We start from the raw sequence: 25320 nt of genomic DNA, 5'->3' as shown, positions 1-25320 counted from the left end.
ATTGGCTGCCGGACCGTTAGTTGGGGTTAGTCACAAGCGAGTTGTGGCGGTGCCGACCGGTACGCCGGGGGAGTGGCCGACAGCTGAATCGGGTTGCGGGTCAGCCGCACCTCGGTGCCGTCCGCGCGGGGCAGGCCGACGATCGGCGCCAGGCCGAGCTCGGTGGCCAGCCGGAACGCGCCTGCCATGTCGTTGACCACGCCGGCGGGAACCCGCGCAGCGGTCAGCTCCTTCGCCCACTCCGCCGCTGTCCGCGTGGCCAAGAGGTGCACCAGTTCCGCACGCAGGGCCGAGCGGTTGCCGACACGTGCGGTGTTGGTGGCGAAACGGGCGTCGTCGGCGAGTTCCGGTGTCCCCAGCACCGTGCAGAGGGCGCCGAACTGACGGTCGTTGCCCACCGCGAGAACCAGGTCGCCCTCGGCGCACGGCAGCACCTCGTAGGGTGCGATGCTGGGATGCTGGTTGCCCATTCTGGCCGGCACGACACCGCCCGAGGTGAAGGCCGCGCCCTGGTTGACCAGCGCCGCGAGCAGAGATGACAGCAGGTTGACCTCGACCCATTGACCCTCGCCGGTGGCGTCGCGGTGCCGCAGCGCGGCGAGAATGCCGACGGTGGCGAACAGTCCGGCGAAGACGTCCACGACGGCGACCCCCACCTTCTGCGGCTCACCGTCGGGGGTGCCGGTGATGCTCATCAGCCCGCCGAGGGCCTGGACCAGCAGGTCGTAGCCGGGCAGTTCCGCGCCGCGTTCCCGGCCGAAGCCGGTGATCGAGCAGTACACCAGCCCCGGGTTGGCCGCGGAGAGTTCCGCGTAGCCGAGCCCGAGCCCGTCGAGCAGGCCTGGCCGGAAGTTCTCGACCACGACATCGGCGCCGCGGACGGCCTGGCGGGCCACTTCGACGCCATCCTTAGTGGACAGATCGAGGGTGACGCTGTCCTTGTTGCGGTTGACGGACTGGAAGTAGGTGGACTGGCCACCCGGGTCGAAGGGTGGTCCCCAGCTACGGGTGTCGTCCCCGGTGTGCGGTCGCTCGATCTTGGTCACCGTGGCGCCGAGGTCGGCGAGCAGCATCGTGGCGAAAGGGCCTGCGAGTACCCGCGAGAAGTCGACGACCCGCAGGCCGCTCAGCGACGAAGCCATATGCCAGATCTCCTTATTTTCGAATTTCGAAGATTCACGCTAGGGTCTGCGGTAGACGAGGTCAAGGAGATGAGCACGATGCCCAGTGCCGGTAAAGCCAGCGCCGTCAACCCGCGGGACTATCTGGCGATCGACGCCCTGCTGTCGGACGAGGAACGCGACATTCGCGATGTCGTCCGGGCCTACGTCCGCGACCACGTCACGCCGCATGTGGGGGAGTGGTTCGAGGAGGGCAGGATTCCCCGCGAGCTGCCCCGTGAGCTGGGCAAGCTGGGCGTGCTCGGCATGCACCTGGAGGGCTATGGCTGTGCTGGTGCCAGCGCCACCGCCTACGGCCTTGCCTGCCTGGAGCTCGAAGCCGGCGACAGCGGGGTGCGCAGCTTGGTGTCGGTGCAGGGCTCGCTGGCGATGTACGCGATCCACCGCTGGGGTTCGGAGGAGCAGAAGCAGGAATGGCTGCCGCGGATGGCCGCCGGTGAGGCCGTCGGGTGTTTCGGCCTCACCGAGCCGGATTCCGGCTCGGACCCCGGTTCGATGCGCACCTATGCGCGGCGTTCCGGCGACGACTGGATCCTGCACGGCCAGAAGATGTGGATCACCAACGGCTCCCTGGCCGACGTCGCGGTGGTGTGGGCGGGCACCGAGGACGGGGTGCGCGGGTTCGTGGTTCCCCGTGGCACCAAGGGTTTCAGCACGCAGGACATCCACGGCAAGCTGTCGCTGCGCGCGTCGGTGACCTCGGAGCTCATCCTGGACGAGGTACGGCTTCCCGGGAGTGCCGTGTTGCCAGGTGCCACCTCGCTTCGGGGGCCGCTGTCCTGCCTCAACGAGGCCCGGTACGGCATCGTGTGGGGCGCGGCCGGGGCGGCCAGGGCCTGCTTCGAGTCCGCAGTGGACTACAGCACCACCCGGGTGCAGTTCGGCAAGCCCATCGCCTCGTTCCAGCTGCAGCAGCAGAAGCTGGCGACGATGGCGCTCGAGGTCAACCGTGCCACCCTGCTCGCCCTGCACCTGGGCAGGATGAAGGACGCGGGCACGTTGCGGCCCGAGCACGTCAGCATGGGCAAACTCGGCAACGTCAACGCGGCATTGGATGTCGCCCGCACGGCTCGGCAGGTGCTCGGTGCCAACGGGATCACCCTGGAGTACCCGGTGATCCGGCACATGAACAACCTGGAGTCGGTGGTCACCTACGAGGGCACCGCCGATGTGCATGCCCTCGTCGTGGGTGGCGCGCTGACCGGGATCCAGGCGTTCCGCTGAGCCCGCCGGATAGGGTCAGCCGGTGAGCACGCGGCAGACGGGACCCGGTACCACGGCCGAGCACGCGCTGGACGGCCTGCGCAAGGCGATCATCGCCGGTGAGCTGCGGCCAGGGCAGCGCGTCCGGCAGGAGGAGATCGCCGACAACTTCGGGGTGAGCGTCGCGCCGGTGCGGGAGGCCCTTCGTGTCCTCGAACAGGAAGGGCAGGTCGTCTACCGGCCACGGCGCGGATACTTCATCACCGAGCTGAACGCGGCCGATCTGCAGGAGATCTACGCGCTGCGCCAGGTGCTGGAGGAGCGGGCCGCGCGCCGGGCGCTGCCCACACTCGACGACGACGCGATCGAGCGCATCGCGCTCGCGGCGCGGGACTGTGCCGAGGCCGCCGAGCGCGGCGATGTCGCCGCCGAGCTCGCGGCCAACCGCCGGTTCCACTTCGGACTGCTGGAGTCGCCGGATCAGGTACACACCATGCGGCTGATCCGGCTGCTCTGGGACTCCACCGAGGCCTACCGCGCCCTGTACTACAACTCACCCGAGGAGCGGACCCACGCGGTGCATTCGCACGACCAGATCCTCGCCGCCGTCCGCCGCCGCGATGCCGACACCCTCGTCGCCGAGCTGGACGCCCACCGCTCCCGCGCGCTCGACGTACTGACGCGCGTCCTCGCCGACGACGGTCGGTAGGCCCGCGTTCGTGTTGTGCGCAGCGTGGCGGTCGGCGATTCCGGGTTGTGATGCGATGGCTGGCTTGTCCGGTGCTTCTTCCGGAACTGGCCTGGCGGGCAACCGCACCCACGGGACGATCCGGGGCCGGGACACCTACGGGACCACCGCCGTCATCGCCGTCGAGGCGGCCACACGGCTGGCTACAGGCGACACCAAGAGCGGAGTGCTCGCCGCAGCGCAGGCATTCGATCCTGCGGGCTTCCTCGACACGCTGGCCGACCACGGTCTGGACTGGACGATCCAGGAGACGGCGACCGTGGACTGACACACAGTCCGCGGATTCATTTCGCGCCGAACACAATCACATTATTTTCAGAGAATTGTTCCGAGTTGTGGGACAGGGTGCGCCGGAAACGAATCCGGTCGTTAACTGTGTGCGGTTCGCGACCATCCGATTACCGTTTCCGACACAGAAAGCAGGCCCCCGACATGACGAGCACGCCAGCGGGATGGTCGTTCGAGACCCAGCAGATCCACGCCGGTGCGGCGCCCGATCCCGCAACTGGCGCCCGCGCCACACCGATCTACCAGACCACGTCCTACGTCTTCCGCGACACCCAGCATGGTGCGGACCTCTTCAGCCTCGCGGAGCCGGGCAACATCTACACCCGGATCAACAACCCGACGCAGGATGTCCTCGAACAGCGGGTGGCCGCACTGGAGGGCGGCGTGGCCGCGGTGGCGTTCGCATCGGGTCAGGCGGCCGAGACCGCCGCCATTCTCACCCTCGCCCGGTCTGGTGACCATTTCGTATCGAGCGCCTCGCTTTACGGCGGCACCTACAACCTGTTCCATTACACGCTGCCCAAGCTGGGCATCGAGGTGTCCTTTGTCGACGATCCGGACGATCTGGACCAGTGGCGTTCCGCAGTGCGGCCCAACACCAAACTGTTCTTCGCCGAGACACTCGCCAATCCACGGTCGAGCGTGCTGGACATCGCCGCCCTCGCCCGCATCGCGCACGCGGCCGGGGTGCCGCTCGTGGTCGACAACACGGTGCCGACGCCCTACCTGCTGCGGCCCATCGAGCATGGTGCGGACATCGTGGTGCACTCGGCCACGAAGTACCTCGGCGGGCACGGCACCGCCGTGGCCGGTGTGGTCGTCGACGGCGGCACCTTCGACTTCGGCGCGCATGCCGATCGGTTCCCGGACTTCTCCGAACCGGACCCGAGCTACCACGGGCTGAGGTACTGGGAGGCGCTCGGTCCTGGCGCGTTCGCGGCGAAGCTGCGCGTGCAGCTGTTGCGTGACACCGGCGCCGCCATCGCCCCGCTGACCAGTTTCCTCGTGTTGCAGGGCATCGAGACGCTCTCCCTCCGGCTCGACCGGCACGTGCAGAACGCGCAGGCGCTCGCCGAGTGGCTCGCGGCACGCGACGAGGTGGCGGCCGTGTACTACGCCGGCCTGCCGTCGAGCCCGTGGTATGAGGCGGCGCGCAGGTATCTGCCGAAGGGAGCGGGGGCGGTGGTCTCCTTCGAACTGCGTGGTGGGGTCGAGGCTGGCCGGGCCTTCGTCGACGGCACCGAGCTGTTCAGCCAGCTGGTCAACATCGGTGACGTGCGCAGCCTCATCGTTCACCCGGCGAGCACCACGCACTCCCAGCTCACCCCCGAGGAGCAGGCCGTCACCGGTGTGACGCCGGGACTGGTGCGGCTGTCCGTTGGCCTGGAGGGCATCGAGGACCTCAAGGCTGATCTGGAGGCGGGTTTCCGGGCGGCCAAGGACCAGCTGTGAGCCTGACGGCGGCCCGGGGTCGCCATCCGGTCAGCGCTGCCTGGCGCGACGGCGACCCACAGGGCCGGCGGCAGTGGTTCGTCTCCGCGAAGCCGCTCGGGCTGGCGCGCGGCAGGGTGCTTCCCGGCTACCGGCTCGCCTACGAGACGTGGGGCACGCCGGCTCCGGACCGGTCGAACGCCGTCCTGGTCCTGCATGCGCTCACTGGGGACAGCCACGTCGCGGGACCGGCCGGGCCCGGCCATCCCATGGCGGGGTGGTGGGATGGCCTCGTCGGACCGGGCAGGGCGCTGGATCCGGCGGAGCTGTTCATCGTCGCGCCCAACGCGCTCGGCGGCTGCCAGGGCAGCACCGGGCCTGCGTCGACAGCGCCGGACGCGCTGCCGTGGGGCAGCCGTTTCCCCGCATTGACCGTTCGTGACCTCGTCACGGCGGAGGCCGCGCTGGCCGATCACCTCGGCATCGCCTCCTGGGCACTGGTGGTCGGTGGCTCGATGGGCGGTATGCGGGCACTCGAGTGGGCGGTGAGCTACCCGGCGCGGGTGCGCGGCCTCGCCGTGCTCGCCACGGCAGCACAGACCAGCGCCGACCAGATCGCCTGGACGTCGGCCCAGCTCGCCGCCATCCGGGGCGATCGGGGCTGGCGCGGCGGCGACTACTACTTCGCGCCGGAGGGCGATGGCCCACACCGCGGGCTCGGGATGGCACGCCGCATCGCGCATGTGACGTATCGCAGCGAACCCGAGCTGGCCGCCCGTTTCGGTAGGTCGCCACAGCCGGGGGAGGACCCCTGGGCGGGCGGGCGGTTCGCCGTGGAGTCCTATCTGGACCATCACGCCGGCAAGCTGGTGCGCCGGTTCGACGCGGGCAGCTATGTGGTGCTGTCGGAGGCGATGAACCTGCACGACGTGGGCCGTGGCCGTGGTGGCGTCCAGCAGGCACTGCGCCGGATCACCGCGACGACGGTCGTCGCGGGCGTGGACAGCGACCGGCTGTACCCGCTGGAGCAGCAGGAACTGCTCGCCGCGGACATCCCCGGTGCGGCGCGGCTGGGTGTGCTGTCGTCCGCACATGGCCACGATGGGTTTCTCGTCGAGGTGGACCAGGTCGCGGCGCTCTTGACGGACCTGCTCGGCGCGGTGCGTACCGCCGGCGGCGCCACCTGGTGAACCGTCTGTTGTGGACTCGACCCCGGCCGGTGCGCCGCGGCCGTTGCCGTCGACGGCGAAACCAGGTGTAGTGATCGGGTGACCGGGTACGCCGTGGCCGTGGAGGGTGCTGTGGAGACGGCTGATGCGGTGGTGATTGGCGCGGGCCCGAACGGCCTGGTCGCCGCGAACCTACTCGCCGATGCGGGCTGGGATGTGCTGGTACTCGAAGCCACCGCACAGCCGGGTGGGGCCGTGCAGACCGCGGAGCTGATCGAACCGGGCTTCCACCACGACCGGTTCAGCGCGTTCTACCCGATGGCGGCGGTGTCGCCGATCATCGCCGGGCTGGGGCTCGACGAGTACGGCCTGCGCTGGCGGCACGCTCCCGCGGTGCTCGCACACATCCTGCCGGACGACCGCTGCGCCGTGGTGTCGCGGTCACTGGAACACACCATGGCCTCCCTCGCCCGGTTCCAGCCTGGCGACGGTGATGCCTGGGCCGCCGAGGTCGCCGCGTGGTCACGCATTCGCGAACCCTTCCTGCGGGCGCTGTTCACACCCTTCCCACCGGTGCGTTCCGGCGCGCGGCTCCTGCGCACACTCGGCGCCGCGGACGCCCTGCGCTTCGCCCGGATGGTCACGATGCCGGCCAGTGCACTCGGTCGGGAGCGGTTCGGTGGTGACGGCGCAAGGCTGCTGCTGGCGGGCAACGGCCTGCACACCGATCTCGGGCCGGGGCATGCGGGCAGCGCGGTGTTCGGCTGGCTGCTCTGCATGCTCGCCCAGGACGTCGGCTTCCCCGTGCCGCAGGGGGGTGCCGGGCGGCTGAGCGGTGCGCTGGTGCGACGGTTGGAGGCGCGTGGTGGCCGGATCGCCTGTGGTCGCGCCGTGACCAAGGTGCTCACCGCGCGAGGCGCGGCGGTCGGCGTCGTGGACGACTCCGGTGCGCTGGTACGGGCCAGGCGGGCGGTGCTGGCCGACGTGCCCGCACCAGCGCTGTACCTGCGGCTGGTCGGTGCCGAGGCACTACCCGCGCGACTCGTGGCCGATGCGCGACGGTTCACCTGGGACGACGCTACGGTGAAGGTCGACTGGGCGCTATCGGCGCCGATCCCGTGGCGTAACCCGGAGGCATCCGCCGCGGGCACGATCCACCTGGATCTCGATCTCGCAGGCTTGTCGCGCTACAGCGCCGATCTCGCGGCGGGCCGCGTCCCCGAGCAGCCGTTTCTGATCATGGGGCAGATGTCGACCGCCGACTCGTCCCGCTCACCAGCGGGGACAGAGACCGCGTGGGCGTACACGCACGTGCCACGCGGCGATACGTGGGATGGCGATCGGCTGCGCCGTTACGCCGACCACCTCGAAGGCACCATCGAACGGCACGCCCCCGGTTTCACCACCCGCATCCGCGGCCGTTTTCTGCAGGGGCCGCGCGAGCTGGAGGGCAGCAACCCGAGCCTCGTGGAAGGTGCGGTCAACGGCGGCAGCGCGGTGATCCACCAGCAACTCGTCTTCCGGCCGACGCCGGGTCTGGGTCGGTCCGACACACCCATCGACCGGCTCTTCCTGGCCAGCGCCTCGGCACACCCGGGCGGTGCCGTGCACGGCGGGCCCGGTGCCAACGCGGCCAGGGCCGCACTGGCGAGGGCGGGCGTGGGCGGCGGGCTGTACGGCCGGCTGATGCGGACGTTGCAGGGTGCGGTCTACGCGGACTGAGTGCTCACCGGTGCCTACCGGGGTGGCGGTGCCATGGTGGCGATGCCGGGCGCGGCGTGTGGCCAGATCAGCAGGACCGGGCAGGGAGCGTGATCGACGACGAACCGGGTGGCCGGTCCGAGGCTGCGCGGTCCGAGCCGGGTGCGATCGCCGTCCCGGGCAAGGATGAGCAGGTTGGCACCGTCGGCCACGGCGACGACCTCGCGCTCGACGCGCCCGGTTCGTTCGAGCCGGACGCAGGCGCGCCCGAACCGCTCGGCGGCGCCCTGGAGCAGAGCTTCGGCGGACTCGGCGGCCAGGTGTTCCAGCCGGGCACCGGGATCACGGTCCGGCCTGCCGCGGCCGAGTAGGCCGGCGAATGCGCCGTGGGCGGCGCCGGGGATGTCTTCGTCGATGACGTGGAGCAGGACGACCTCGGCGCCCTCGGGCGCGTGGGTGCGGGCAGCATCCACGCACGCAGGCCAGGTGCCTTCGGCGATCCAGACGATGACGGCCATGCCGGTTCACGCTCCGATCCCGATCGTATGCAGCGAAGCCCACAGCGCCAGCACGGCGAGGATCAGGCTCAGCGGGACGGTGAGCAGGCCGAGCCGGGTGAACTCGGCCAGTCCCACGTCGGTGTCGTGCTGGCGGACGATGCGCCGCCACAGCAGGGTGGCCAGCGACCCCGCGTAGGTGAGGTTCGGGCCGATGTTGACCCCGAGCAGGACCGCCAGCACTGCCGCAGGCCCTGCCGGGACGGTGATTGGTAGCAGCACCAGCACGGCCGGGAGGTTGTTGATGAGGTTCGCCAGCGCGGCAGCCACAGCGGCGACACCGAGCAGTGCGGGCAGGCTGGTCCCGGCGGCGACGAGATGCCCGAGCGCGCTGGCGAGGCCGTTGTCCACCACCGCGCGGACGACGATCGACAACGCCAGCACGAACACGAGAAACGGCAGCGCCGCGGCCCGCACGATGCCGGTGACCCGGGTACGGCGCTGGGCAAGCGCCCGCCCGGCCAGCAGCACGGCGCCGGCCAGGGCAGCCCACGCCGGGTTCACGCCCGCCGCGGAGGTGAGTACGAACCCGGCGAGGGTGGCCACCAGCGCGGCCAGCGCGACGATCGGCAGCTCCGGTGGCTCGGTGCTGGGCGTCGCGGCCGCACCGGCCTCCAGTTCGCTGGCGAAGAACCGCCGGAAGACCAGGTACTCGGCGGCGATGGCGACCAGCCATGGCGCGGCCATCAGGGCGGCGAAGCGGGTGAAGCTCAGCCCGCTCGCGGCGAACGCCAGCAGGTTGGTCAGGTTGGACACCGGCAGGAGAAGTGAGGCCGTGTTGGACAGGTGGGTGCAGGCGTAGACGTGTGGTTTCGGGCGGGTGCCGACCCGGGCGGCGGTGGCGAAGACCACCGGCGTGAGGAGCACGACGGTCGCATCCAGGCTCAGCACCGCCGTGATCGCCGACGCGGCCGCGAACACCCCGCCCAGCAGGCGGTGGGGGTACCCGCGCGTGATCCGGGCCAGCCACGCGCCGCAGGCGTGGAACAGGCCCTCGTCGTCGCACAGCTGAGCGAGCACCAGTATCGCGGCCAGGAAGCCGATCACTGGCGCAAGCCGCTGTATCTCGGCGGCGGCGTCGGCAGGGGAGACCGCCCCGGCGGCTATGAGGACAACGGCGGCGGGGACCGCGGCGACCGCTTCGGACCAGCCCCGCGGGCGCACCACCGCGAAGCCGAGGACCAGCAGCAGCAGCGCGACGGAGAGTGTCTCGGCCGGCGCACCACTCACCATGGCGGGCCCGCCACGAGCCGGTCCACTTCGGACAACAGCGACGGCCGCGGGTACGCAGCGGACGCGGCAGCCATGCGGTTCCTCCTCGGCGGTGGGTTTCCCGGACCGGCAGGAGGAAAACGTGCCGAAGGTGTACGTGCCCGCGGCGCGGGTAACCGGCAGCTGTGACAGCGCCCAACGCGAACAGGAGGGTCGCGGTGAGCACCATCACCAAGGCGGTGGACGTGAACGTCCCGGTCTCCGCCGCGTACCGCCAGTGGACGCACTTCGAGTCGTTCCCGGAGTTCATGGAAGGAGTCGAGGAGGTCCGGTGGATCGACGACACGCACATGCACTGGGTCACCAGGCTCGGTGACGCGACACGTGAGTTCGACGCGACTGTCACCGAGCGGCATCCCGACGAACGGGTCGCGTGGACGTCGGATTCCGGGCCCGGCCACGCCGGCGTGATCATGTTCCACCGGATAGGGGAGGGCGTGACCAGGGTGACGGCGCAGTTGGACATCGATCCGGAGGGTTTCGTCGAGAACGTGCCCGACAGGACCGGTGTGATCGATCGGCGGGTGAACGGCGACCTGTGGCGGTTCAAGGAGCTGATCGAGAAAGCGTTCCAGCACCAGCTAGATGTATAACGCCCTATACGGCTCGTGCTTGGGAAAAATCCTCGCGCATTCCAGCCTCAGACACACGTCACCCCCAAGACGCCCAGAAGCCAGGACTCAGCGTGGGTCCCGCCCTACGAGGCCGAGCAGGCGGTCCTGCAGGGGCGCGTCCGTGACGACCGCGACCTCGGGTCCGAGTACCTCGATGCCGGGGCCGAACGCGCCGGGTGTGCGTAACTTGTCCAGCAGGTCGGGCGGCATCGTCGTGTACAGCGCCCACAGCCGCTCGACGTCATCCGGGTCCATTGCCTCGTCCTGGCCGGTCGCGCGCGCGAGGTCCCAGCGGTGGACCACCATGTCATCGCTGACGACGCGGTCGATGTGCTCCTCGACGGTCATGCTGCCGGTAGGCGTCTCGCAGAGGCTGGTGGTCAGCGCGCGATCGCCGATCACGACTTCGAGATCGGCGCGGGCCGCCCGGAAGGCGCCGAGTGGATCGTCCGCCACAGCCGGCGCGGCACTGAGTGAGCGCCCGACCGGATGCAACATGGCGCCGTGCATGTCGATCAGGTGGGCCACGACGTCGCGCGCGGTCCAGGCCGCGCAGGGTGACTGACTGGGCCACTGGTCGGGTCGGACAGCGGCGATCGTGCGCTCGACCGCATCGGCGCGCCGCCGGTACCTGGCCGCGAAATCCGTCATGGCACACCAGCGTAGGGGCTGACCTGTCAGTCAGCAGCGGTTTCGGTGATGGACATGACGTTGCCGTCCGGGTCGCGGAAGGCGAACATCGCTGGGATTCCGGGCCAGCGCAAGATCTCATCGGTGTCGACACCGGCGGCTCGCAGTTCGGCATGCGCGGCTTCGGCGTCGTCGGTGGTGAATCGAATGCCGATAGCGCCGCGGCTCACATCGGGGTTGGCGGGCTCGAGGGTGACGATGATGGTGTCAGCGCCGGGGGCGAGTTCGATCCAACGCCCGCCGTTGGGGATGGGGCCGTCACGCAGCATCGTGAATCCGAGGGTGCCGACGTAGAAACGCAGCGCGGCGTCTTGGTCATCGACGGGGATGCTGACGGTTCGGACTCCGGTGATGTGGGTCTTCGTCGCGGTCATCGGGTGCTCCTTCGTGGGGTCGGTGGGATGCGTTCACCGAGGTGCACGGTGACGGGGTCGCCGGCCTCTTTGCCGATCTGTGCGCGCACCTCGGCGGGGACGGCGAGTTTGTGGGTGCCGTCGCCGATGGCCATGAACGCCCCGCGGAACGGGTGGCCGTCGATGCTGCCGCGGATGCGGACGAGGCCGCGCGTACCAAAGAACTCGGCCGATCCGGGCATGACGACGTAGGTCCAGCCGCCTTTCTTCGGGCTACGTTGCAGAACCGCCGTAAACGTCTTGTCGAGAGCGGTCATTGCGATCCTCCGTACATGAGTGAGCCTGGTGTGGTGAGTTCCTGTCCGGTTTCGAGCCACGTCTTGAGTCCGGAGAGGATCATCGGCCAGCCTCCGTAGAGGTGCTCGTCGGCGCCCTCGCGCAGCTGATCGTGGGTAACGGTGAGCCGGCACGAGTCGCCGACCGGCTCGATGTCCCAGGTGATTCGGCTGGTGCCTTCGGCGGCGACATCGTCGTCCCAGACTGCGTGGAAGGACTGCACCAGCCGGTGCGGCGGCTGGATCTCGAGGTTCTCACCTTCGATGAGCGGGCCCGGCGCTCCGGCGTGCTCCACCTGGTAACTCGACCCCGGCGCCCACTCGGACTTGATGCGCGCGCCGAACTGGTAACGCGCCCGGGACTCCGGATCGGTGATCGCCTGCCACAACCGTTCCGGGGTGGTCCGGATATAGATTTCGAAGACCTTCTCCATGTTCGCCTCCAGGTCGCGTTTGAGATCGACGAGGCCGGCCGCCCAGGCCTCGGTGTACTTGCTGACCCACCGGTCGTGGACCAACCGGATCGGCACAGGGTTGAGGTAATGCAGCTTCTCCCGGCCTCGGCGGCGGGAGGTCACCAACCCGGCCTCTTCCAGTAGCCGCAGGTGCTTGGCCACTGCCACACGCGTCATGGCGAATCGGCCAGCCAGCGCCCCCAACGTCTGACCGTCCTGCCGGAACAGCTCGTCAAGCAGTTCGCGCCGCGTCGGATCGGCAAGCGCCTTGAACACGGGTTCCACTCATCCGAGTTTAGGAAACCATATGGTTTCATGTCAAGGCGTCAACGTCAGTCGTCGCCTGCGAGCGGAGTCGCTCTGTCTGGCCATGTGGCAGAACCAGTGGGCGGTGCGCAGTGACTGCTGGACCACCGTTCGGACCGGACCGCGGCGATCGTGCGCTCGTCAGCCGGGATGTCGCACCGGTCCGCTCAGGCGTCGCGGGTGATGAGTTCGGCCAATTCCTCGGCGAGCGGCAGGCTGGCCGCGACGATTCCGGACCAGCGCCGCGTCAGGTCCGGGTCGAGTTCCAGCGGCCGTCCACGCGCGTCGAGCACCGCTCCGCCCGCGGCCGGCACGGTCACCAGCGCGGTGGCCAGGTCGACGATGCGATGCGTGTCGGAGCCGGGGTCGCAGAAGGCGTCGATCGCGCCTTCGGCGACGAATGCGGCTTCCAGCACGGTGCTGGACAGGATCCGGACCCGGCCCGCGCGATCGGCAATGCGCTGCCAGGCGCGGGCGCCGCGGGGTTTGGGACGCAGCAGGTTGACGGCCGCGCCGTCGACGGTGGTGCGGCCGGTCGTGCGGAACGGCACCGGCTCACCCGTGACGGCATGCCAGGCGCGGCCGGTGTCGAGCCAGGTCGTCAGTGCCTCGGTAGCGCGGCCGTCCACGGCGACGACCCCGGCGAAGCAGCACAGCGGCACGCCTGCGGCGGCGTTGGCCGAACCGTCCACCGGGTCGACGACGAGTGTGACCGCCGAGCCGTTGTCGACGAAGCCCGCCTCTTCGCTGAGCAGGTTCACACCATGGCGGTGCGCCGCCTCGGCGATCGCGTCCTCCACGATCCGGTCGACGCGCATGGTGGGGGTGCCGTCGGCGCCGGCGGCGATCTCCTCGGCGAGCTCCGCCCTGCTGTAGTGCCGCCGGGCCTGCGCGTAGGCCGCGGATGCCGCCCGCGCGGCCTCGGCGAGTGCGGCATCCACGCCGATGGGCAGGTCCGGCTCGGGAACGGGCCACGGGATCATCGAGCTCATGTGCTCATCCTGCCGAACTGTATGGATTGGACGGTCAGTCTCCACCGGCGGTGTCGCGCCGGAAAATGCCCTTCGCGTCAGCAGGTCAGCCGTTCGCGGGCACCTGCGTGGGCCACGTGGACGTCTCGGCGTGTTCGAGCAGACCCCGCTCGACAAGTAGGTCCACCACCTGCCGCGCGCCGGTTTCGGCATCGACCTCGCTGGTGTCGAGGCTGAGGTCGGGGTGCGCCGGCTGTTCGTACACATCGTCTACACCGGTCAGGCCGGTCACCTCGCCGACAGCCGCCCGCGCGTAAAGCCCTTTCGGGTCCCGGCGAGCGCATTCCCGCAGCGGCGTGCTGACGTAGACCTCGACGAAGGCCGAACCTCGTTGTTCGTGTTGTTGCCGCACCGCCTGGCGCGTCTCGGCGTAGGGGGCGATCACCGGAACCAGCGTGAGTACCCGGTGGCTGGCCAGCAGTTCGGCGATGAACCCGACGCGTCTGCCTTGCACGTCGCGGTCGCGCCGGGAGTAACCGAGGTCGCTGGAGATCGTTCTGCGGATCTCGTCGCCGTCGAGGACCTCGACTTCCGTCTCGTCGCCGACCATGGATGCCACTGTGCGGGCCAGGGTGGATTTTCCTGCTCCGGACAACCCGGTCAGCCACACCGTCACACCGCGCCTGAGCCGCAGGGCGGGGCCCGATGACATACCTGCCCTCCTCACTTGTCGTGCCCGCTGTGCGGACTGGTTCCGCCTTCCGTGGTCGCCCATCATGCCGGTTCGCGCGGAGTTAGTAACGTTCCGCATGAAAAACACAGGAAGTTGCCAGGAAAACCGTCACCCCTATGCACTACGATCTTGGGGCCATGACTTTTCGTTGCCAGCGTGTGTACCTGCATGTCGGTCTGCCGAAGACAGGGACGACGTCCCTGCAGGAACTCCTGTGGCATCACCGTGAGGGGATCGCCGCGGCCGGCGTGCAGTACGCGGGGCCCGATGCGGCGGCGCAGCACCGGGCAGCGATGGATGTACACCGTGGACGGTACGGCCACTGGGGGGAAGAGGGCACGGCCGGTTCGTGGGGCTGGCTGGTCGAGCAGGCACGTGCCTGGTCGGGGACGTCCGTGATCTCGAGCGAGCTCCTGGCACCGGCCAGCCCGGAGGAGGCCGCGCGGGTGCTCGCCGACCTGGATTTCGCCGAGGTGCACGTGGTCTGCACGACCCGGGACCTCGCGCGGCAGATTCCCTCGGTGTGGCAGGAGAATGTCAAGACCCGCCAGGAGACGTCGTTCCCGCGGTTCCTTGCCGCGCTGCATGCGCCTGAACTGGACGAGATCTCCCGGCTGTTCTGGGACTTCCAGGATCTGCCGCGGGTGCTGCGCACCTGGGGCGCGGGGTTGCCGCCTGAGCGGGTGCATGTGGTGACGGTGCCGCCCCGCGGCACGCCGGGTGACGTGTTGTGGCAGCGGTTCGCGTCGGTCCTCGGCCTTGACGGCGCGGCGTTGCGCACCGCGGTGCCGCACTACAACAACTTCTCCCTCGGGATGGCCGAGACCGAACTGCTGCGGCGCGTCAACGCGGCCGTCGGCGACGATCTGCCCTGGCTGCAGTACGCCGATGTCGTCAAGGACGAGTTCGCCGCCCGGATACTCGCGGCGCGTGGTGGTTCCACGCACATTGCCTTGCCCGCGAAGGACTACAGCTGGGTGCGCGACGCCGCCCAGCGGTTCGTCGACGAGATCGCCGCAGGCGGCTACCACGTCGTGGGCGAGCTGACCGATCTGCTGCCTGCCGAACCGCGGCCGGGGACGGCCGGCTCGGCTGAGGAACTGGTACCGACCGATGGCGAGCTGCTGGCCGTGGCGGTGGACGCGTTGGCCGTGCTGCTGCGACGTGAACAGGGACCGCAGGTCATGAGGGTTCCGGCGCCGCGAACGCGCCAGGAGAGTGTGCGCGCACTGCGCCGTGCGTTGCTGCAGCTGTCGGAGCAGTCCCCGAGCGCGATGAACGCCCGCCGGATCTACTGGCGTGCCAAGGCGAGGCTGCGCCGCTGAGGCGGAAAACCAGTCACCGCCTTCCTGGCTTGTCGTTCCGCGGCTCGCTCGGCTCGGTTGACAAGCCGAGCCGAGCGAGCCGGTCTGCTCACCGCAGTGGTTCACCCACCTTGTGCATGTGCCGCAGCGCCTCTCCGTAGGAGGCCAGTAAGCCGGTCTCGTGGTAGGAGACGCCGATCTCGGCACAGTAGTCCCGCACGATCGGCTGTGCGCGGCGCAGGTGCGGCGTGGGCATGCTCGGGAACAGGTGGTGCTCGATCTGGTAGTTGAGCCCGCCCATCGCGACGTCGATGACGCGGCCGCCGCGTACGTTGCGGGAGGTGAGCACCTGCTTGCGCAGGAAGTCGGGTCGCTCGTCGCCACTCAAGGTCGGCATACCCTTGTGGTTGGGGGCGAAGATTGATCCCATGTAGACACCCCACAGTCCCTGGTGGACCGCGATGAACACCAGCGCCTTGGCCGGTGACAGCACGAGGAACACGGCCGCCAGGTAGGCGGCCACATGCGTGATGAGCAGTGTCGCTTCCAGACCGCGCCGTTTCAACGTGGGGGAGCGTAGTGCGCGGAAGCCGGAGACGTGCAGGTTCAGGCCTTCCAGTGTCAGCAAGGGGAAGAAGAGCACCGCCTGCCAGCGGCCGATGAACCGCGGCAGTCCTGCGCTGGCCTTCGCCTGCCGCTGCGACCACACGAGGATGTCCGGCGCGACGTCCGGGTCGAGCTCCTCATGGTTGGGGTTGGCGTGGTGACGTGTGTGCTTGTCCATCCACCAGCCGTAGCTGAGGCCGATACCGAGGTTGCCCACCAGCAGCCCGGCGATCTCGGTGGGCTTGCGGGTGCGGAAGACCTGCCGGTGGGCCAGGTCGTGTGCCAGGAGGGCGATCTGGCCGAACAGGACGGCCAGAAATGCCGCGACCGCCAGCTGCCACCACGAGTCGCCGAGCGCGAAGAAGGCCACCCAGGCGGCTATGAACAGCGCCCCGACCGTGGCGAACCGCGCCGTGTAGTAGCCAGGACGGCGCTTGAGCAGCCCCGCTTCGGCGATTCGCCGGGACAGTCGGGAGAAGTCGCTGCCGCGCTCCGTGCCCGTCACCACGTCAGAGGTGTCGTTGAGTGTCACGGCACTGAGTATGGTCACACTGTGCTTCCGGGGTAATGCGGTGTGCACCCCGGTACGCGGTGGGGGCAGCCATACCGCCCGTGACTAGCACTCAGACGTCCTTTGCTGGTTTCGGCAGTCCGCTGAGCACCCGGTCCACCGTCGCCGCGAGGAACTCCTCGGTGACCGGCCTTCCCGTGACGAGGACGCGCATGTAGGCGGGGCCGATTACGGCTTCGATGACCTCGGTGGGATCGGTGGGGGCGATCTCGCCGCGCGAGATGGCCCGCTCGACGACGATCCCGTCGACGGCGAGGCGTTCGGTCCAGAACGCCGTGTTGGTGGTGGCGACGGCGGCGTCGTACGGGGCGAGCGCGACCGCCGAGCGGGCCACGGCCTGTACGTGTGGTGTGCTGAGATTGGTGATCGCGTCGCGGGTGAGGTCGAGCAGGTCGGCCCGCAGCGAGCCGTTGTCGGGAATCGGCACGTACTCGTCGGCGCGGGCATTGATCGCGTCGAAGAGCAACGCCTCGCGGGTGCCCCAGCGCCGGTACACGGTGGTCTTGTGCACGCCGGCCCGGCGGGCCACCCCGTCGAGGCTCAGCGCGTGGTAGCCGGACTCGGCGAGTTCGGCCAGCGCCGCCGAGAGGACGGCTGCCCTGACCTTCGCGCTGCGCCCGCCCGGACGTGGTGCTCCTGCCATGCTCGGTGAGCTTAAGGCAACTGGACGTTGCACACGTGATCACCTTTCGGGACACTAAAAGCAACATCAAGTCGCTTTTAGCCTTCGAGGAGATCACATGCGGCATCAGCACAGCAGGCGGGCGGTCCTCGGCGGAGCCGCCGGGGCGGGAACGCTCGCGGGACTGACCGCGCTGGCACCGCAGGCGGCTGCGGCACAGGCGCAGGGGGCCCGCGCGGGGCGCTTCGCAGGCAAGGTCGTGCTCGTCACCGGCGGGACATCGGGCATCGGGGAGGCGACTGCACGGGCGTTCGCGGCGGCTGGGGCGAAGGTCGCCTTCTGCGGGCGGCGCAGGCAGCTCGGGCGGGAGGTCGAGCGGAGCATCAGAGCCGCTGGCGGCGAGGCCACCTACACGCACGCCGACGTCCGTGAATCCCGGTCGGTGTGGGGGTTCGTCGACGGCGCCGTCCGGCGTTACGGCGGGCTCGACATCGCGTTCAACAACGCCGGCATCCAGTACAGCGCACGACTGCACGACACCACGCTCGAGCAGTGGGACGACCTCAGCAACACCAATGCGCGTGGGGTTTTCCTCGCCATGAAGTACCAGATCCCGCACATGCTCAAGGCGGGCCGCGGTCACATCATCGTGAACTCCTCGGTGGGCGCTGTCGTCGGCCGCCCCGACCTGTCGCTGTACCAGGCCAGTAAGCAGGCCGTCCAGGCGCTGGTGAAGTCCGCGGCGCTCGAGTACGGCGCGGACGGCATTCGGGTCAACGCCATCCTGCCGGGTATCACCGACACGCCGATGATCCGGCCGGCCGGGCTGGACGACGCGACGTGGGAGCAGGCGAAGGCGGCGCTGGGCCAGCTCAACGTCGACGGGCTCAAGACGGTCGCCTCCGCGGACCAGATCGCGCAGGCGGTGCTGGCCATGGCCGCCGACGAGTTCGGCTACCTGACCGGCGCGCTCATCCCGGTCGACGGCGGTGTCGCCGCCGGGCGCAGGATGCTGCTGCCGCAGTTGTGAGCTGTTACGGGCCGCGCCGGTGGCAACGATACTGCTGACGACGGATCACCGGACGGAGGGCAACGGCGACATGAGCGGCGACCTGGCCACAGTGGACCTGCGCGACGAAGCGGGGCGGTGGACGCTGACACTGGCGGACCCGGACCGGCGCAACTGCCTCGACGACGCGATGTGCCGGGACCTGGCTGCCGCGGTGGCCACCGTCGCCGCGGATCGCCACGCGCGGACGCTCGTGGTCACCGGCGCGGGCTCGGCGTTCTGCGCCGGCGCCGATCTTCCCGCGCTGTTCGGCCAGGCCGACAGTCGCCCGGTGGGGGAGCTGCGGCAGCACCTGCATGAGGTGTACGACAGCTTCCTGCGGTTGCGGGCACTGCCCATCCCGACCATCGCTGCCGTGCAGGGTCCCGCAGTGGGCGCCGGCCTCAACCTCGCCATGGCCTGCGATGTGCGGATCGCCGGGCCACGCGCGTCGTTCGCGGCGACCTTCTCCCGGATCGGCCTGCATCCCGGCGCTCGACGGGGTGGAAGCCGTGCGGCAGGGCGTGGCGCTGGAGCTCGCCGACGATCCGCTCGTCAGGGCGACCGAGTTGGCGACCCGCTGGGCGGAGCTGGACCCAGCGCTGGCACGCGACATCAAGTCGGCGGTCGGCATCGCGAGGTCCGGCGATTTCGGTGCGGCGCTGGAGTTCGAGTCGTGGGCTCAGGCGTCGTCGGCGACCGGTCCGGCGATCCAGGACGTGTTCGCCCGGTTCCGCAAGCCCTGACCCTCACCGGTCGGATCGTGCACTGGTGAAGATCCGGTCGAGGCGGTAGTCGACCAGCTCGACGGCCTCGGTGACCTCGTAGGTGCCCACCAGAATCCCCGCGGCCAGCCCGCCGACCATCGCCAGCAGCGCTTCCAGCTTCCGCAACGCGTAGCGCTCCACTCGGTCGGCGACAATCGCCGCGATGGTCGAACCGACCGGGGGGCAACTGGTCGATCCGGGCAGTGATCAAAGCGCAAAGCCGCGCTGGGCACCGAGGACTCCCGGTGGGACGTTGGGAACGACATCAGGCACAGCACCTCACTCCTTTGCGGGCGCGTCACCGGTACGTTCGCGAGCCACGCGGGCACCGGGGCTGATCAGCCACCAGCAGCCAACCAGGAGTCGCCGGGCTGACTCCGACCTCGCCCCGTACCATCACGACTACCCAACGCGATCGCGGTCGCTCGGCGCGCTAACTCGGGGAGCGCCTGATCGACGGAGCCGGCCCGCAGGGTGGTACCAGCCACCGCGAGGATCGCACCGATCACGGCGCCGGTGAGGGCGGCGGCGGTCAGGTCATCGAGCTCGTCGGGGAAGGTCTCCGCGAGCAGGGCGGACCACTGCTGCTGCAATTCGGCGACCTCGAGCAGGGCGCGGGCCCGCAGCGCCGGCACCGACGCGATCAGGCGGGCGCGCACCACGACCAGCTCGCTGCCCGGCTCCAGACTCCACCCCGGACTCGCCAGCAGATGCTCCACCGCACGAGCGATGACCTCGGCCGGCGAGTCACCAGGCCCGCGTTCGGCCAACGACTCCGCGAACAGGTCGGCCCTGGTCGCCCGGTCGTCGAAGAGGACATGCTCCTTGCTGGGGAAATACGTGTAGAACGTGGCCGGCGAGACGTCTGCCGCCGCGGCGATGTCCGCGACCGTGGTGGCCTGGTAGCCGTGCGCGTCGAACAGCCGCACCGCCGCCTCGACCAGCTCCCGACGTGTCCGTTCCTTCTTGCGCTCCCTCAACCCCACGACAGGAGTATACAGTCTCTAAAACTAGAGACTATCTAGTTTTTCGTGCTAGGAAGGTCTCATGGAACGACTTGCGGGAACGACCGCGTTCATCACCGGCGGCGCGCAGGGCATCGGCCTCGGTATCGCGCGCAGCCTCGCCCGGCAGGGCGTCACACTGGCCATCGCCGACCGCGACGAAGCCGCCCTGGATCGCGCCGCCGCGGAGTTGGCGCCGCTGACCGACGTAGCCACCTTCCCACTTGACGTGCGTGACCGCGCCGGCTACACCCGGATCGCCGACGAGGTGGAACGGCGGCTCGGCCCGGTGTCGGTGCTATGCAACAACGCCGGCGTCGCGTTCCCGGAGTCACTCACGGATCTGAGCTACGAGCTGTGGGACCTCGCCATCGAGATCAACTTCGGCGGCGTCGTCAATGGCATCCAGACCTTCCTGCCGCGCATGCTCGATCGCGACACCCCCGGCCATGTGGTCAACACCGCCTCCGCCGCCGGCCTGGTCGCCGCCGTCGGGCCGATGTACTCCAGCGCCAAGTTCGCCGTGGTCGGCCTGTCGGAGGCGCTACGCACCCAACTCGACGCGGCCGCCGCACCGATCGGCGTCACGGTCCTGTGCCCCGGCGCGGTCGCCACCAACCTCGCCCACACCACCCAGGCCACACTCGCCACCACCACCGGGGACGACAGGTTCGACCAGGCACGGGAGAGAATCGAGCGGCTCACCCCCAACGTCGACGCCGCCCTCACCAACCACGGCATCCCTCCCGACTCGGTCGGTGACCTGGTCGTGAACGCCATCAAACACAACCAGCTCTACGTGCACACCGACCGCGCCGGCATCGACCTGATCACCACCCGCACCGACGCAATCCTCGCCGCCATGCCCACCACCGACCAGACAACCGGCACCATCGACGACTTCCGCAACACCATCCACCAGACATGACCCCAGGTTCGGTGCGACGTACATCCGCCGCAGCGGCGGCGGCAGCAGCGGGGTTCCGCTCGTCCTGTTGCACGGTGTGCTCGCCACGTCGCTGTCCTGGCAGCCGTATGTCGCCGCGCTCGGCCGCGAGCATCCGCTGTACGCGGTGGACTCGCTCGGCGAACCGGGGCGCAGCATCCAGACAGCGCCGATGCCCGACGCGCAGTCGACCGCGGACTGGCTCGACGACGTGCTCGACGGTCATGGTGGTGGTCGAGGTCGTGCAGGGGACCGGACACGGCATGGACCTGTTCGCCCCGCAGAATGTCACCGACCGGATCCTGAGGTCCGTTTCCGCAGGCTGACCTGCGAGACCAGCGCCTTTGTCGGTACCCCATGCGAACATGTGTTCGTGACGAACGAGGGTCCGATCCTGCATGCCGACCTCGACTCCTTCTATGCCTCGGTCGAGCAGCGGGACGATCCACGGCTGCGCTCCCGGCCCGTCATCGTCGGCGGCGGGGTCGTGCTGGCGGCCAGCTACGAGGCCAAGGCGTACGGGGTCCGCACGGCAATGGGCGGGGCGCTCGCGCGCCGGCTGTGCCCGCACGCCGTGGTGGTGCCGCCGCGGATGTCGGCCTACTCGGAGGCGAGCAAGGCCGTCTTCGCGGTGTTCCAGCAGACGACCCCGCTCGTCGAAGGCCTCTCGATCGACGAGGCGTTCCTCGACGTCGGCGGGTTGCGGCGGATCTCCGGGGCGCCGAGTGAGATCGCGGCCCGGTTGCGGCGCGAGGTGGTCGAGCAGGTCGGGCTGCCGATCACGGTCGGGGTCGCGCGCACGAAGTTCCTCGCCAAGGTGGCCAGTGGGGTGGCCAAGCCCGATGGCCTGCTCGTCGTGCCGCACGACGGCGAGCTCGCCTTCCTGCACCCGCTGCCGGTCGAGCGGTTGTGGGGCGTCGGCCGGGTGACCGCGGAGAAGCTCCGCCGCAGGGGGATCACCACCGTGGGCCAGGTGGCCGAGCTGGACGAGCGGTCACTCATCGCCTTGCTGGGCCGCGCCTCGGGCCGCCACCTGCATGCACTGGCGCACAACCGTGATCCGCGACCGGTGCAGGTGGGTCGCCGACGTCGCTCGATGGGCGCCCAGCGAGCGCTGGGCAGGCGGCGCCGGTCACCCGAAGAGCTCGACGCGATCCTCGCCGGGCTCGTCGACCGGCTGGCCCGCCGCCTGCGCGCGGCGAGACGGGTCTGCCGCACAGTCGTGCTGCGGCTGCGGTTCGCCGACTTCACCAGGGCCACCCGCTCGCACACGATCGCCGAGGCGACCGCGCACACGGCGACCATCCTCGGCACCGCCCGCGTCCTGCTGGCCGCCGCGTTACCGCTGATCGAGCGCGAAGGCCTCACGCTGATCGGCCTCGCACTGACCAATCTCGACGACGGCGCCGTGCAGCTCGCGTTGCCGTTCGACGCACAGGACGGCAGGGCACTCGATACCGCACTCGACAGCGTGCGGGACCGGTTCGGCGCGGCGGCCGTCACCCGCGCCACGCTCCTCGGCCGCGATCCCGGACTGTCGGTGCCGCTCCTGCCGGACTGACAGCGAAACTCAGACGAACTCGCGGCCGCTGCGTGAGCGGTAACGGATGTGGTGCTGTGGCACGAACGCCGTGATCACCGTGCGCCACTGTTGGTCGGCGGTGAGCAACTGGTAGCTGACGAGCCCGAGCGGAGCCCCGTCGACAGCGGGCATCCAGCCGCGCAGCAGGCCCTTCACCTCGTAGCGGTACTGCAGACCGTCGGCGGTGTCGTCGTAGTAGGCGAACGGGTCCCGCCGGAACCCGCTCCGCAGGTCGATCCACACCCATTGCGCCGGATCGACCGGCCGGAACTGTGCTGGTGGCCCGTCGGCCGGCGTCCACACCGGCCGGGTCGGGGTGGAACTGATGTCCCGCCGCCACCATCGGCACGGCGACTGAGCTGGTTGGTTCACGCGCACTCCCTGACTTACCACCCGATTCGAACAACAGTTCGAGATCGTTGTCAAGTGGCTGTCATGGCAGTCACGGGGTGTCGCGCGGAATCCCGTCATCGGTGCGACACGAAGCGTGCTAAGACGCCGGCGCCCCTCATGTTTCGTCAGCTGTCCCCAAAGCCACCAGCAGCGTGGCCGGCGCCGTGCGGGACAGCGCCCCTGCGCTAGAGTCGCTCCGGCCAGTTTTTGACCTGAATGAGGGCGAATCTGGAGTCATGGCGAACACGAGTGCACGCATGCTGCGGCTGCTGTCCCTGCTACAGACGCATCGGTACTGGCCGGGGACCGAACTCGCCGACCGGCTCGAGGTGAGCGAGCGAACCCTGCGCCGGGACATCGACCGGTTGCGGGAGCTCGGCTACCAGGTCGACGCCAGCCGCGGCGTCGCGGGAGGGTACCAGCTCCGTTCCGGCGCCGCCATGCCGCCGCTGCTGGTGGACGACGAGGAAGCCGTCGCCATCGCCGTCGGCCTGCGCACGGCTGCCGGCGGCGCGATCGACGGCATCGAGGAGACGTCGGTGCGGGCGCTGACGAAGCTGATCCAGGTCATGCCGCCGCGGTTACGCCGCAAACTGAACGCGCTGCAGGCAGCCACGGTGCCCGGCTTCGCCGGCGGCGGCGGGGGCATCGACGCCGCCGTGCTGACCGTGCTGGCGCAGGCCTGCCGCGACGACGAGCGGCTCCGGTTCGACTACACGGCCCGCGCCGGGGAGCAGACGTCCAGGCTGGTGGAGCCCCACCGGCTGGTGTGCCTCGGCAGGCGGTGGTACCTCGTCGCGTGGGACGCCGAAAAGCACGGCTGGCGTACCTTCCGGGTCGACCGGCTCAGCGCACCCACCACCACGGGCGCCCGGTTCCGGCAACGGGACGTGCCCGGCGGCGACGCCGCGGCGTTCGTGCGGCAGCAGATCGCAGCGGTGCCCAGCCGGTACGAAGTTGTTGTGACCGTGTACGCCGCCGCGGACGACGTGCGGAAGGTGGTGGACCGGTGGGGGAGCGTGGAGGCGCTCGACGAGCGGTCGTGCCGGCTGGTGATGCAGGTCGACACGTTCGACTGGCCAGCCCTCATCCTCGCGTCGGTCGGGGCGGAGTTCGCGGTCGTGGGGCCGCCCGAGATGCGCGAGTACCTGCGGGCAACGGGGGAGCGGTTCGCCCGTGGCGCCGCGGCTATGTCATGAGGCCCGGCAGCCCCACAGCCGCCCGGCTGCGCCGCCTGCGCAGCCACACTCTGCGGGTACCGTCCGAGTAGAGCCGTACGTTCGACAGCTCCCAGCCGGAGAACTCGGCCTGGATTGAGAGCTGGATGGCGGCGGAAAGGCGGGACATGCCCGGGGGCAGGTGCACCCGGTGATACTCCCAGTCCTCGTCGACCACCGCTTCCGCATGTGTCATGGGGCGATCACCTGGATCCCTTCTCCGGCTGCCGAGCCGACGATGACCCTCGATGTCTGTTCATCGACCGTAACCGAATTCGGTTGGCGAACGGTGGGTAAACGGAACTTTTCCACCGGCTCACCTCCGCGGACGTCGAACCCGACGACCTCGTTGCGCTCGGTCAGCGTCACCCAGGCGATACTGCGCTTCGCGTCGTAGGCGATGCCGTAGATTCCGCCCGGCACCGGGTAGCGCTGGCGCAGCAGGAAGGGGTCGGCGCCGAACGCCAGCAGCGCCCCGCCCCTGGTGTCGGCGACGAGCAGGCGGCCGTAGGAGTCGGCGACCGCATTCGTGGCCCCGTTGCCCGCCCGTAGACCCTCCTGGATGCTCCCGTCCGCAGTGTCGACGGCGAACAGCGCGGTGCGCAGCCGGTCCAGCACGAACGTCTTGCCGTCGGCGACCAGGACGTCGTCGGCACTGTAGAGGTTGCCGCTGATGGTGGCGGTGACGGCCTCGCCGTTGACGACGTCGAGGGCCTTGCGGTCACGGACGGCGACCAGTGTCCGGTCACCGTCGACCGCCGCCGCAGCAGGCTTACCCGGCACGGGGACAGTGCGCAGCGCACCGTCCGTTACCGAGATCCGCGCGAGGACGCCTGCCCCGGGAAGTGCGGCAAGCACCTCGTCACCGGCGACCGTGAGCTTCTCCGGCGCCGCGGGCAGCGTGACTTCCTTCGGCGGGGCGGCCAGGTCGTCCAGGTCGTAGAGCAGCAGGAACGGCGGCTCGGACACGGCCACCGCGAGCGTGCGTCCCGCCGTCGCCATCGCGGTGACCTCACCCCGCTGCCCCAGAACCTCACCCGCGGGGCTCACCGAGGGTGCAGGCGACGTCGCCGCGACGGCCGCGACCGGATCGGACACGACCTGGAGATCGTCACCCCCGCCACCCGAGGCACAGCCGCTGAGCAGCAGCATTCCGGCAACGGTCAGGGCTACGACCCGGCGCACAGTTCCTCCGGCAAGTGAAACAAATGGTTACGGACAGCATCCCGCACCGACGACGATGGCGTCACGTG

The 25320-nt window shown here is 69.8% G+C and carries 29 protein-coding genes and 1 pseudogene; 14 read left to right on the top strand and 16 right to left on the bottom strand.

Annotated features, from left to right (window positions below; all coding sequences use genetic code 11):
* Positions 1-26 precede the first annotated feature (26 nt).
* Positions 27-1142, bottom strand: coding sequence for a CoA transferase (locus ABZ863_RS04480; protein ID WP_358531011.1), 1116 nt, complete (start codon positions 1140-1142; stop codon positions 27-29).
* A gap of 78 nt (positions 1143-1220) precedes the next feature.
* Here ABZ863_RS04480 and ABZ863_RS04475 point away from each other — a divergent pair, with 78 nt between their 5' ends.
* The 6 genes from ABZ863_RS04475 (at position 1221) to ABZ863_RS04450 (ending at position 7742) form a co-directional block, all read left to right on the top strand.
* Positions 1221-2405 (top strand): acyl-CoA dehydrogenase family protein, encoded by a 1185-nt coding sequence (locus ABZ863_RS04475; RefSeq protein ID WP_358531252.1) that lies wholly within the window; start codon positions 1221-1223, stop codon positions 2403-2405.
* 22 nt (positions 2406-2427) lie between these two features.
* Positions 2428-3093, top strand: a complete 666-nt coding sequence (locus tag ABZ863_RS04470) for a GntR family transcriptional regulator (RefSeq protein WP_358531009.1) — start codon at positions 2428-2430, stop codon at positions 3091-3093.
* Between the two features lie 64 nt (positions 3094-3157).
* Positions 3158-3400, top strand: a complete 243-nt coding sequence (locus ABZ863_RS04465; RefSeq protein WP_358531007.1) for a hypothetical protein — start codon at positions 3158-3160, stop codon at positions 3398-3400.
* A 164-nt stretch (positions 3401-3564) separates the two neighbouring features.
* Positions 3565-4872: a bifunctional o-acetylhomoserine/o-acetylserine sulfhydrylase gene (locus ABZ863_RS04460; protein ID WP_358531005.1), complete on the top strand. Its 1308-nt coding sequence runs from the start codon at positions 3565-3567 to the stop codon at positions 4870-4872.
* Positions 4869-6041, top strand: coding sequence for a homoserine O-acetyltransferase (locus ABZ863_RS04455; RefSeq protein ID WP_358531003.1), 1173 nt, complete (start codon positions 4869-4871; stop codon positions 6039-6041). Before ABZ863_RS04460 ends, ABZ863_RS04455 begins: the two co-directional genes overlap by 4 nt.
* Before the next feature lie 78 nt (positions 6042-6119).
* Entirely contained in the window at positions 6120-7742 is a 1623-nt protein-coding gene (locus tag ABZ863_RS04450; RefSeq protein ID WP_358531001.1) for an NAD(P)/FAD-dependent oxidoreductase, read from the top strand.
* A gap of 14 nt (positions 7743-7756) precedes the next feature.
* Here ABZ863_RS04450 and ABZ863_RS04445 read toward each other — a convergent pair whose 3' ends face one another.
* Together ABZ863_RS04445 and ABZ863_RS04440 are read right to left on the bottom strand one after the other, a co-directional pair.
* Positions 7757-8239: a universal stress protein gene (locus tag ABZ863_RS04445; RefSeq protein ID WP_358530999.1), complete on the bottom strand. Its 483-nt coding sequence runs from the start codon at positions 8237-8239 to the stop codon at positions 7757-7759.
* Positions 8240-8245: 6 nt separating this feature from the next.
* A complete protein-coding gene (locus ABZ863_RS04440; protein WP_358530997.1) occupies positions 8246-9511 on the bottom strand; it encodes an SLC13 family permease in 1266 nt (421 codons plus the stop codon).
* A gap of 197 nt (positions 9512-9708) precedes the next feature.
* Here ABZ863_RS04440 and ABZ863_RS04435 point away from each other — a divergent pair, with 197 nt between their 5' ends.
* Positions 9709-10143, top strand: coding sequence for an SRPBCC family protein (locus ABZ863_RS04435; RefSeq protein WP_358530995.1), 435 nt, complete (start codon positions 9709-9711; stop codon positions 10141-10143).
* Between the two features lie 87 nt (positions 10144-10230).
* Here the strand turns inward: ABZ863_RS04435 and ABZ863_RS04430 are convergent, their stop codons facing one another.
* From ABZ863_RS04430 to cysC, 6 genes are all read right to left on the bottom strand, one after another.
* Complete coding sequence (locus tag ABZ863_RS04430) at positions 10231-10815, bottom strand: TIGR03086 family metal-binding protein (RefSeq protein WP_358530993.1); 585 nt, start codon at positions 10813-10815, stop codon at positions 10231-10233.
* Between the two features lie 26 nt (positions 10816-10841).
* Positions 10842-11228: a VOC family protein gene (locus ABZ863_RS04425; protein WP_358530991.1), complete on the bottom strand. Its 387-nt coding sequence runs from the start codon at positions 11226-11228 to the stop codon at positions 10842-10844.
* Complete coding sequence (locus ABZ863_RS04420; protein WP_358530989.1) at positions 11225-11524, bottom strand: DUF1905 domain-containing protein; 300 nt, start codon at positions 11522-11524, stop codon at positions 11225-11227. The genes ABZ863_RS04425 and ABZ863_RS04420 overlap by 4 nt, the downstream gene beginning before the upstream one ends.
* Positions 11521-12282, bottom strand: coding sequence for a metalloregulator ArsR/SmtB family transcription factor (locus ABZ863_RS04415; protein WP_358530987.1), 762 nt, complete (start codon positions 12280-12282; stop codon positions 11521-11523). The genes ABZ863_RS04420 and ABZ863_RS04415 overlap by 4 nt, the downstream gene beginning before the upstream one ends.
* Positions 12283-12470: 188 nt before the next feature.
* Positions 12471-13295 carry an inositol monophosphatase family protein gene (locus tag ABZ863_RS04410; RefSeq protein WP_358530986.1) on the bottom strand — a complete coding sequence of 275 codons (825 nt, stop codon included), beginning with the start codon at positions 13293-13295 and terminating at the stop codon, positions 12471-12473.
* A gap of 85 nt (positions 13296-13380) precedes the next feature.
* Positions 13381-13986: an adenylyl-sulfate kinase gene (gene cysC / locus ABZ863_RS04405; RefSeq protein ID WP_358530984.1), complete on the bottom strand. Its 606-nt coding sequence runs from the start codon at positions 13984-13986 to the stop codon at positions 13381-13383.
* Positions 13987-14144: 158 nt separating this feature from the next.
* On the opposite strand from cysC, the gene ABZ863_RS04400 reads away from it, so the two are divergent.
* The gene (locus tag ABZ863_RS04400; protein ID WP_358530982.1) at positions 14145-15332 is read left to right on the top strand and encodes a hypothetical protein; all 1188 of its coding nucleotides are present in this window, start codon (positions 14145-14147) and stop codon (positions 15330-15332) included.
* A gap of 88 nt (positions 15333-15420) precedes the next feature.
* On the opposite strand, the gene ABZ863_RS04395 is transcribed toward ABZ863_RS04400, so the two are convergent.
* Both ABZ863_RS04395 and ABZ863_RS04390 read right to left on the bottom strand, forming a co-directional pair.
* The gene (locus ABZ863_RS04395) at positions 15421-16422 is read right to left on the bottom strand and encodes an acyl-CoA desaturase (protein ID WP_358531250.1); all 1002 of its coding nucleotides are present in this window, start codon (positions 16420-16422) and stop codon (positions 15421-15423) included.
* Positions 16423-16540: 118 nt separating this feature from the next.
* Complete coding sequence (locus ABZ863_RS04390; RefSeq protein ID WP_358530980.1) at positions 16541-17131, bottom strand: TetR/AcrR family transcriptional regulator; 591 nt, start codon at positions 17129-17131, stop codon at positions 16541-16543.
* A gap of 97 nt (positions 17132-17228) precedes the next feature.
* On the opposite strand from ABZ863_RS04390, the gene ABZ863_RS04385 reads away from it, so the two are divergent.
* The 3 genes and pseudogenes from ABZ863_RS04385 (at position 17229) to ABZ863_RS04375 (ending at position 18904) form a co-directional block, all read left to right on the top strand.
* Positions 17229-18140, top strand: coding sequence for an SDR family oxidoreductase (locus ABZ863_RS04385; protein ID WP_358530979.1), 912 nt, complete (start codon positions 17229-17231; stop codon positions 18138-18140).
* 70 nt (positions 18141-18210) lie between these two features.
* A pseudogene (locus tag ABZ863_RS04380) lies at positions 18211-18594 on the top strand (enoyl-CoA hydratase-related protein); the annotation flags it as partial.
* A 76-nt stretch (positions 18595-18670) separates the two neighbouring features.
* Entirely contained in the window at positions 18671-18904 is a 234-nt protein-coding gene (locus ABZ863_RS04375; RefSeq protein ID WP_358531262.1) for a hypothetical protein, read from the top strand.
* 3 nt (positions 18905-18907) lie between these two features.
* Here the strand turns inward: ABZ863_RS04375 and ABZ863_RS04370 are convergent, their stop codons facing one another.
* Positions 18908-19051, bottom strand: coding sequence for a hypothetical protein (locus ABZ863_RS04370; RefSeq protein WP_358530977.1), 144 nt, complete (start codon positions 19049-19051; stop codon positions 18908-18910).
* 212 nt (positions 19052-19263) lie between these two features.
* Complete coding sequence (locus ABZ863_RS04365; protein WP_358530976.1) at positions 19264-19911, bottom strand: TetR/AcrR family transcriptional regulator; 648 nt, start codon at positions 19909-19911, stop codon at positions 19264-19266.
* A gap of 61 nt (positions 19912-19972) precedes the next feature.
* On the opposite strand from ABZ863_RS04365, the gene ABZ863_RS04360 reads away from it, so the two are divergent.
* Together ABZ863_RS04360 and dinB are read left to right on the top strand one after the other, a co-directional pair.
* Positions 19973-20857, top strand: coding sequence for an SDR family NAD(P)-dependent oxidoreductase (locus tag ABZ863_RS04360; RefSeq protein ID WP_358530975.1), 885 nt, complete (start codon positions 19973-19975; stop codon positions 20855-20857).
* A 391-nt stretch (positions 20858-21248) separates the two neighbouring features.
* A complete protein-coding gene (gene dinB, locus ABZ863_RS04355; RefSeq protein WP_358531248.1) occupies positions 21249-22436 on the top strand; it encodes a DNA polymerase IV in 1188 nt (395 codons plus the stop codon).
* Between the two features lie 9 nt (positions 22437-22445).
* Here dinB and ABZ863_RS04350 read toward each other — a convergent pair whose 3' ends face one another.
* Positions 22446-22829 (bottom strand): hypothetical protein, encoded by a 384-nt coding sequence (locus ABZ863_RS04350; RefSeq protein WP_358530974.1) that lies wholly within the window; start codon positions 22827-22829, stop codon positions 22446-22448.
* A 257-nt stretch (positions 22830-23086) separates the two neighbouring features.
* Between ABZ863_RS04350 and ABZ863_RS04345 the strand changes: the two genes are divergently transcribed.
* A complete protein-coding gene (locus ABZ863_RS04345) occupies positions 23087-24049 on the top strand; it encodes a YafY family protein (RefSeq protein ID WP_358530972.1) in 963 nt (320 codons plus the stop codon).
* On the opposite strand, the gene ABZ863_RS04340 is transcribed toward ABZ863_RS04345, so the two are convergent.
* Together ABZ863_RS04340 and ABZ863_RS04335 are read right to left on the bottom strand one after the other, a co-directional pair.
* Positions 24039-24263 (bottom strand): DUF5703 family protein, encoded by a 225-nt coding sequence (locus ABZ863_RS04340; RefSeq protein WP_358530970.1) that lies wholly within the window; start codon positions 24261-24263, stop codon positions 24039-24041. The two genes, ABZ863_RS04345 and ABZ863_RS04340, sit on opposite strands and share 11 nt — an antisense overlap.
* On the bottom strand, positions 24260-25219 hold the full coding sequence (locus tag ABZ863_RS04335; protein WP_358531246.1) for a hypothetical protein: 960 nt from the start codon (positions 25217-25219) through the stop codon (positions 24260-24262). Before ABZ863_RS04335 ends, ABZ863_RS04340 begins: the two co-directional genes overlap by 4 nt.
* Between the last annotated feature and the right edge of the window lie 101 nt (positions 25220-25320).

Origin of the sequence: Saccharomonospora sp. NPDC046836, from assembly GCF_040645195.1 — a bacterium.
Taxonomy (GTDB): domain Bacteria; phylum Actinomycetota; class Actinomycetes; order Mycobacteriales; family Pseudonocardiaceae; genus Prauserella_A.
Note: the sequence above shows the minus strand (reverse complement) of the source record. Positions and strands in the feature narration are given on the sequence as shown.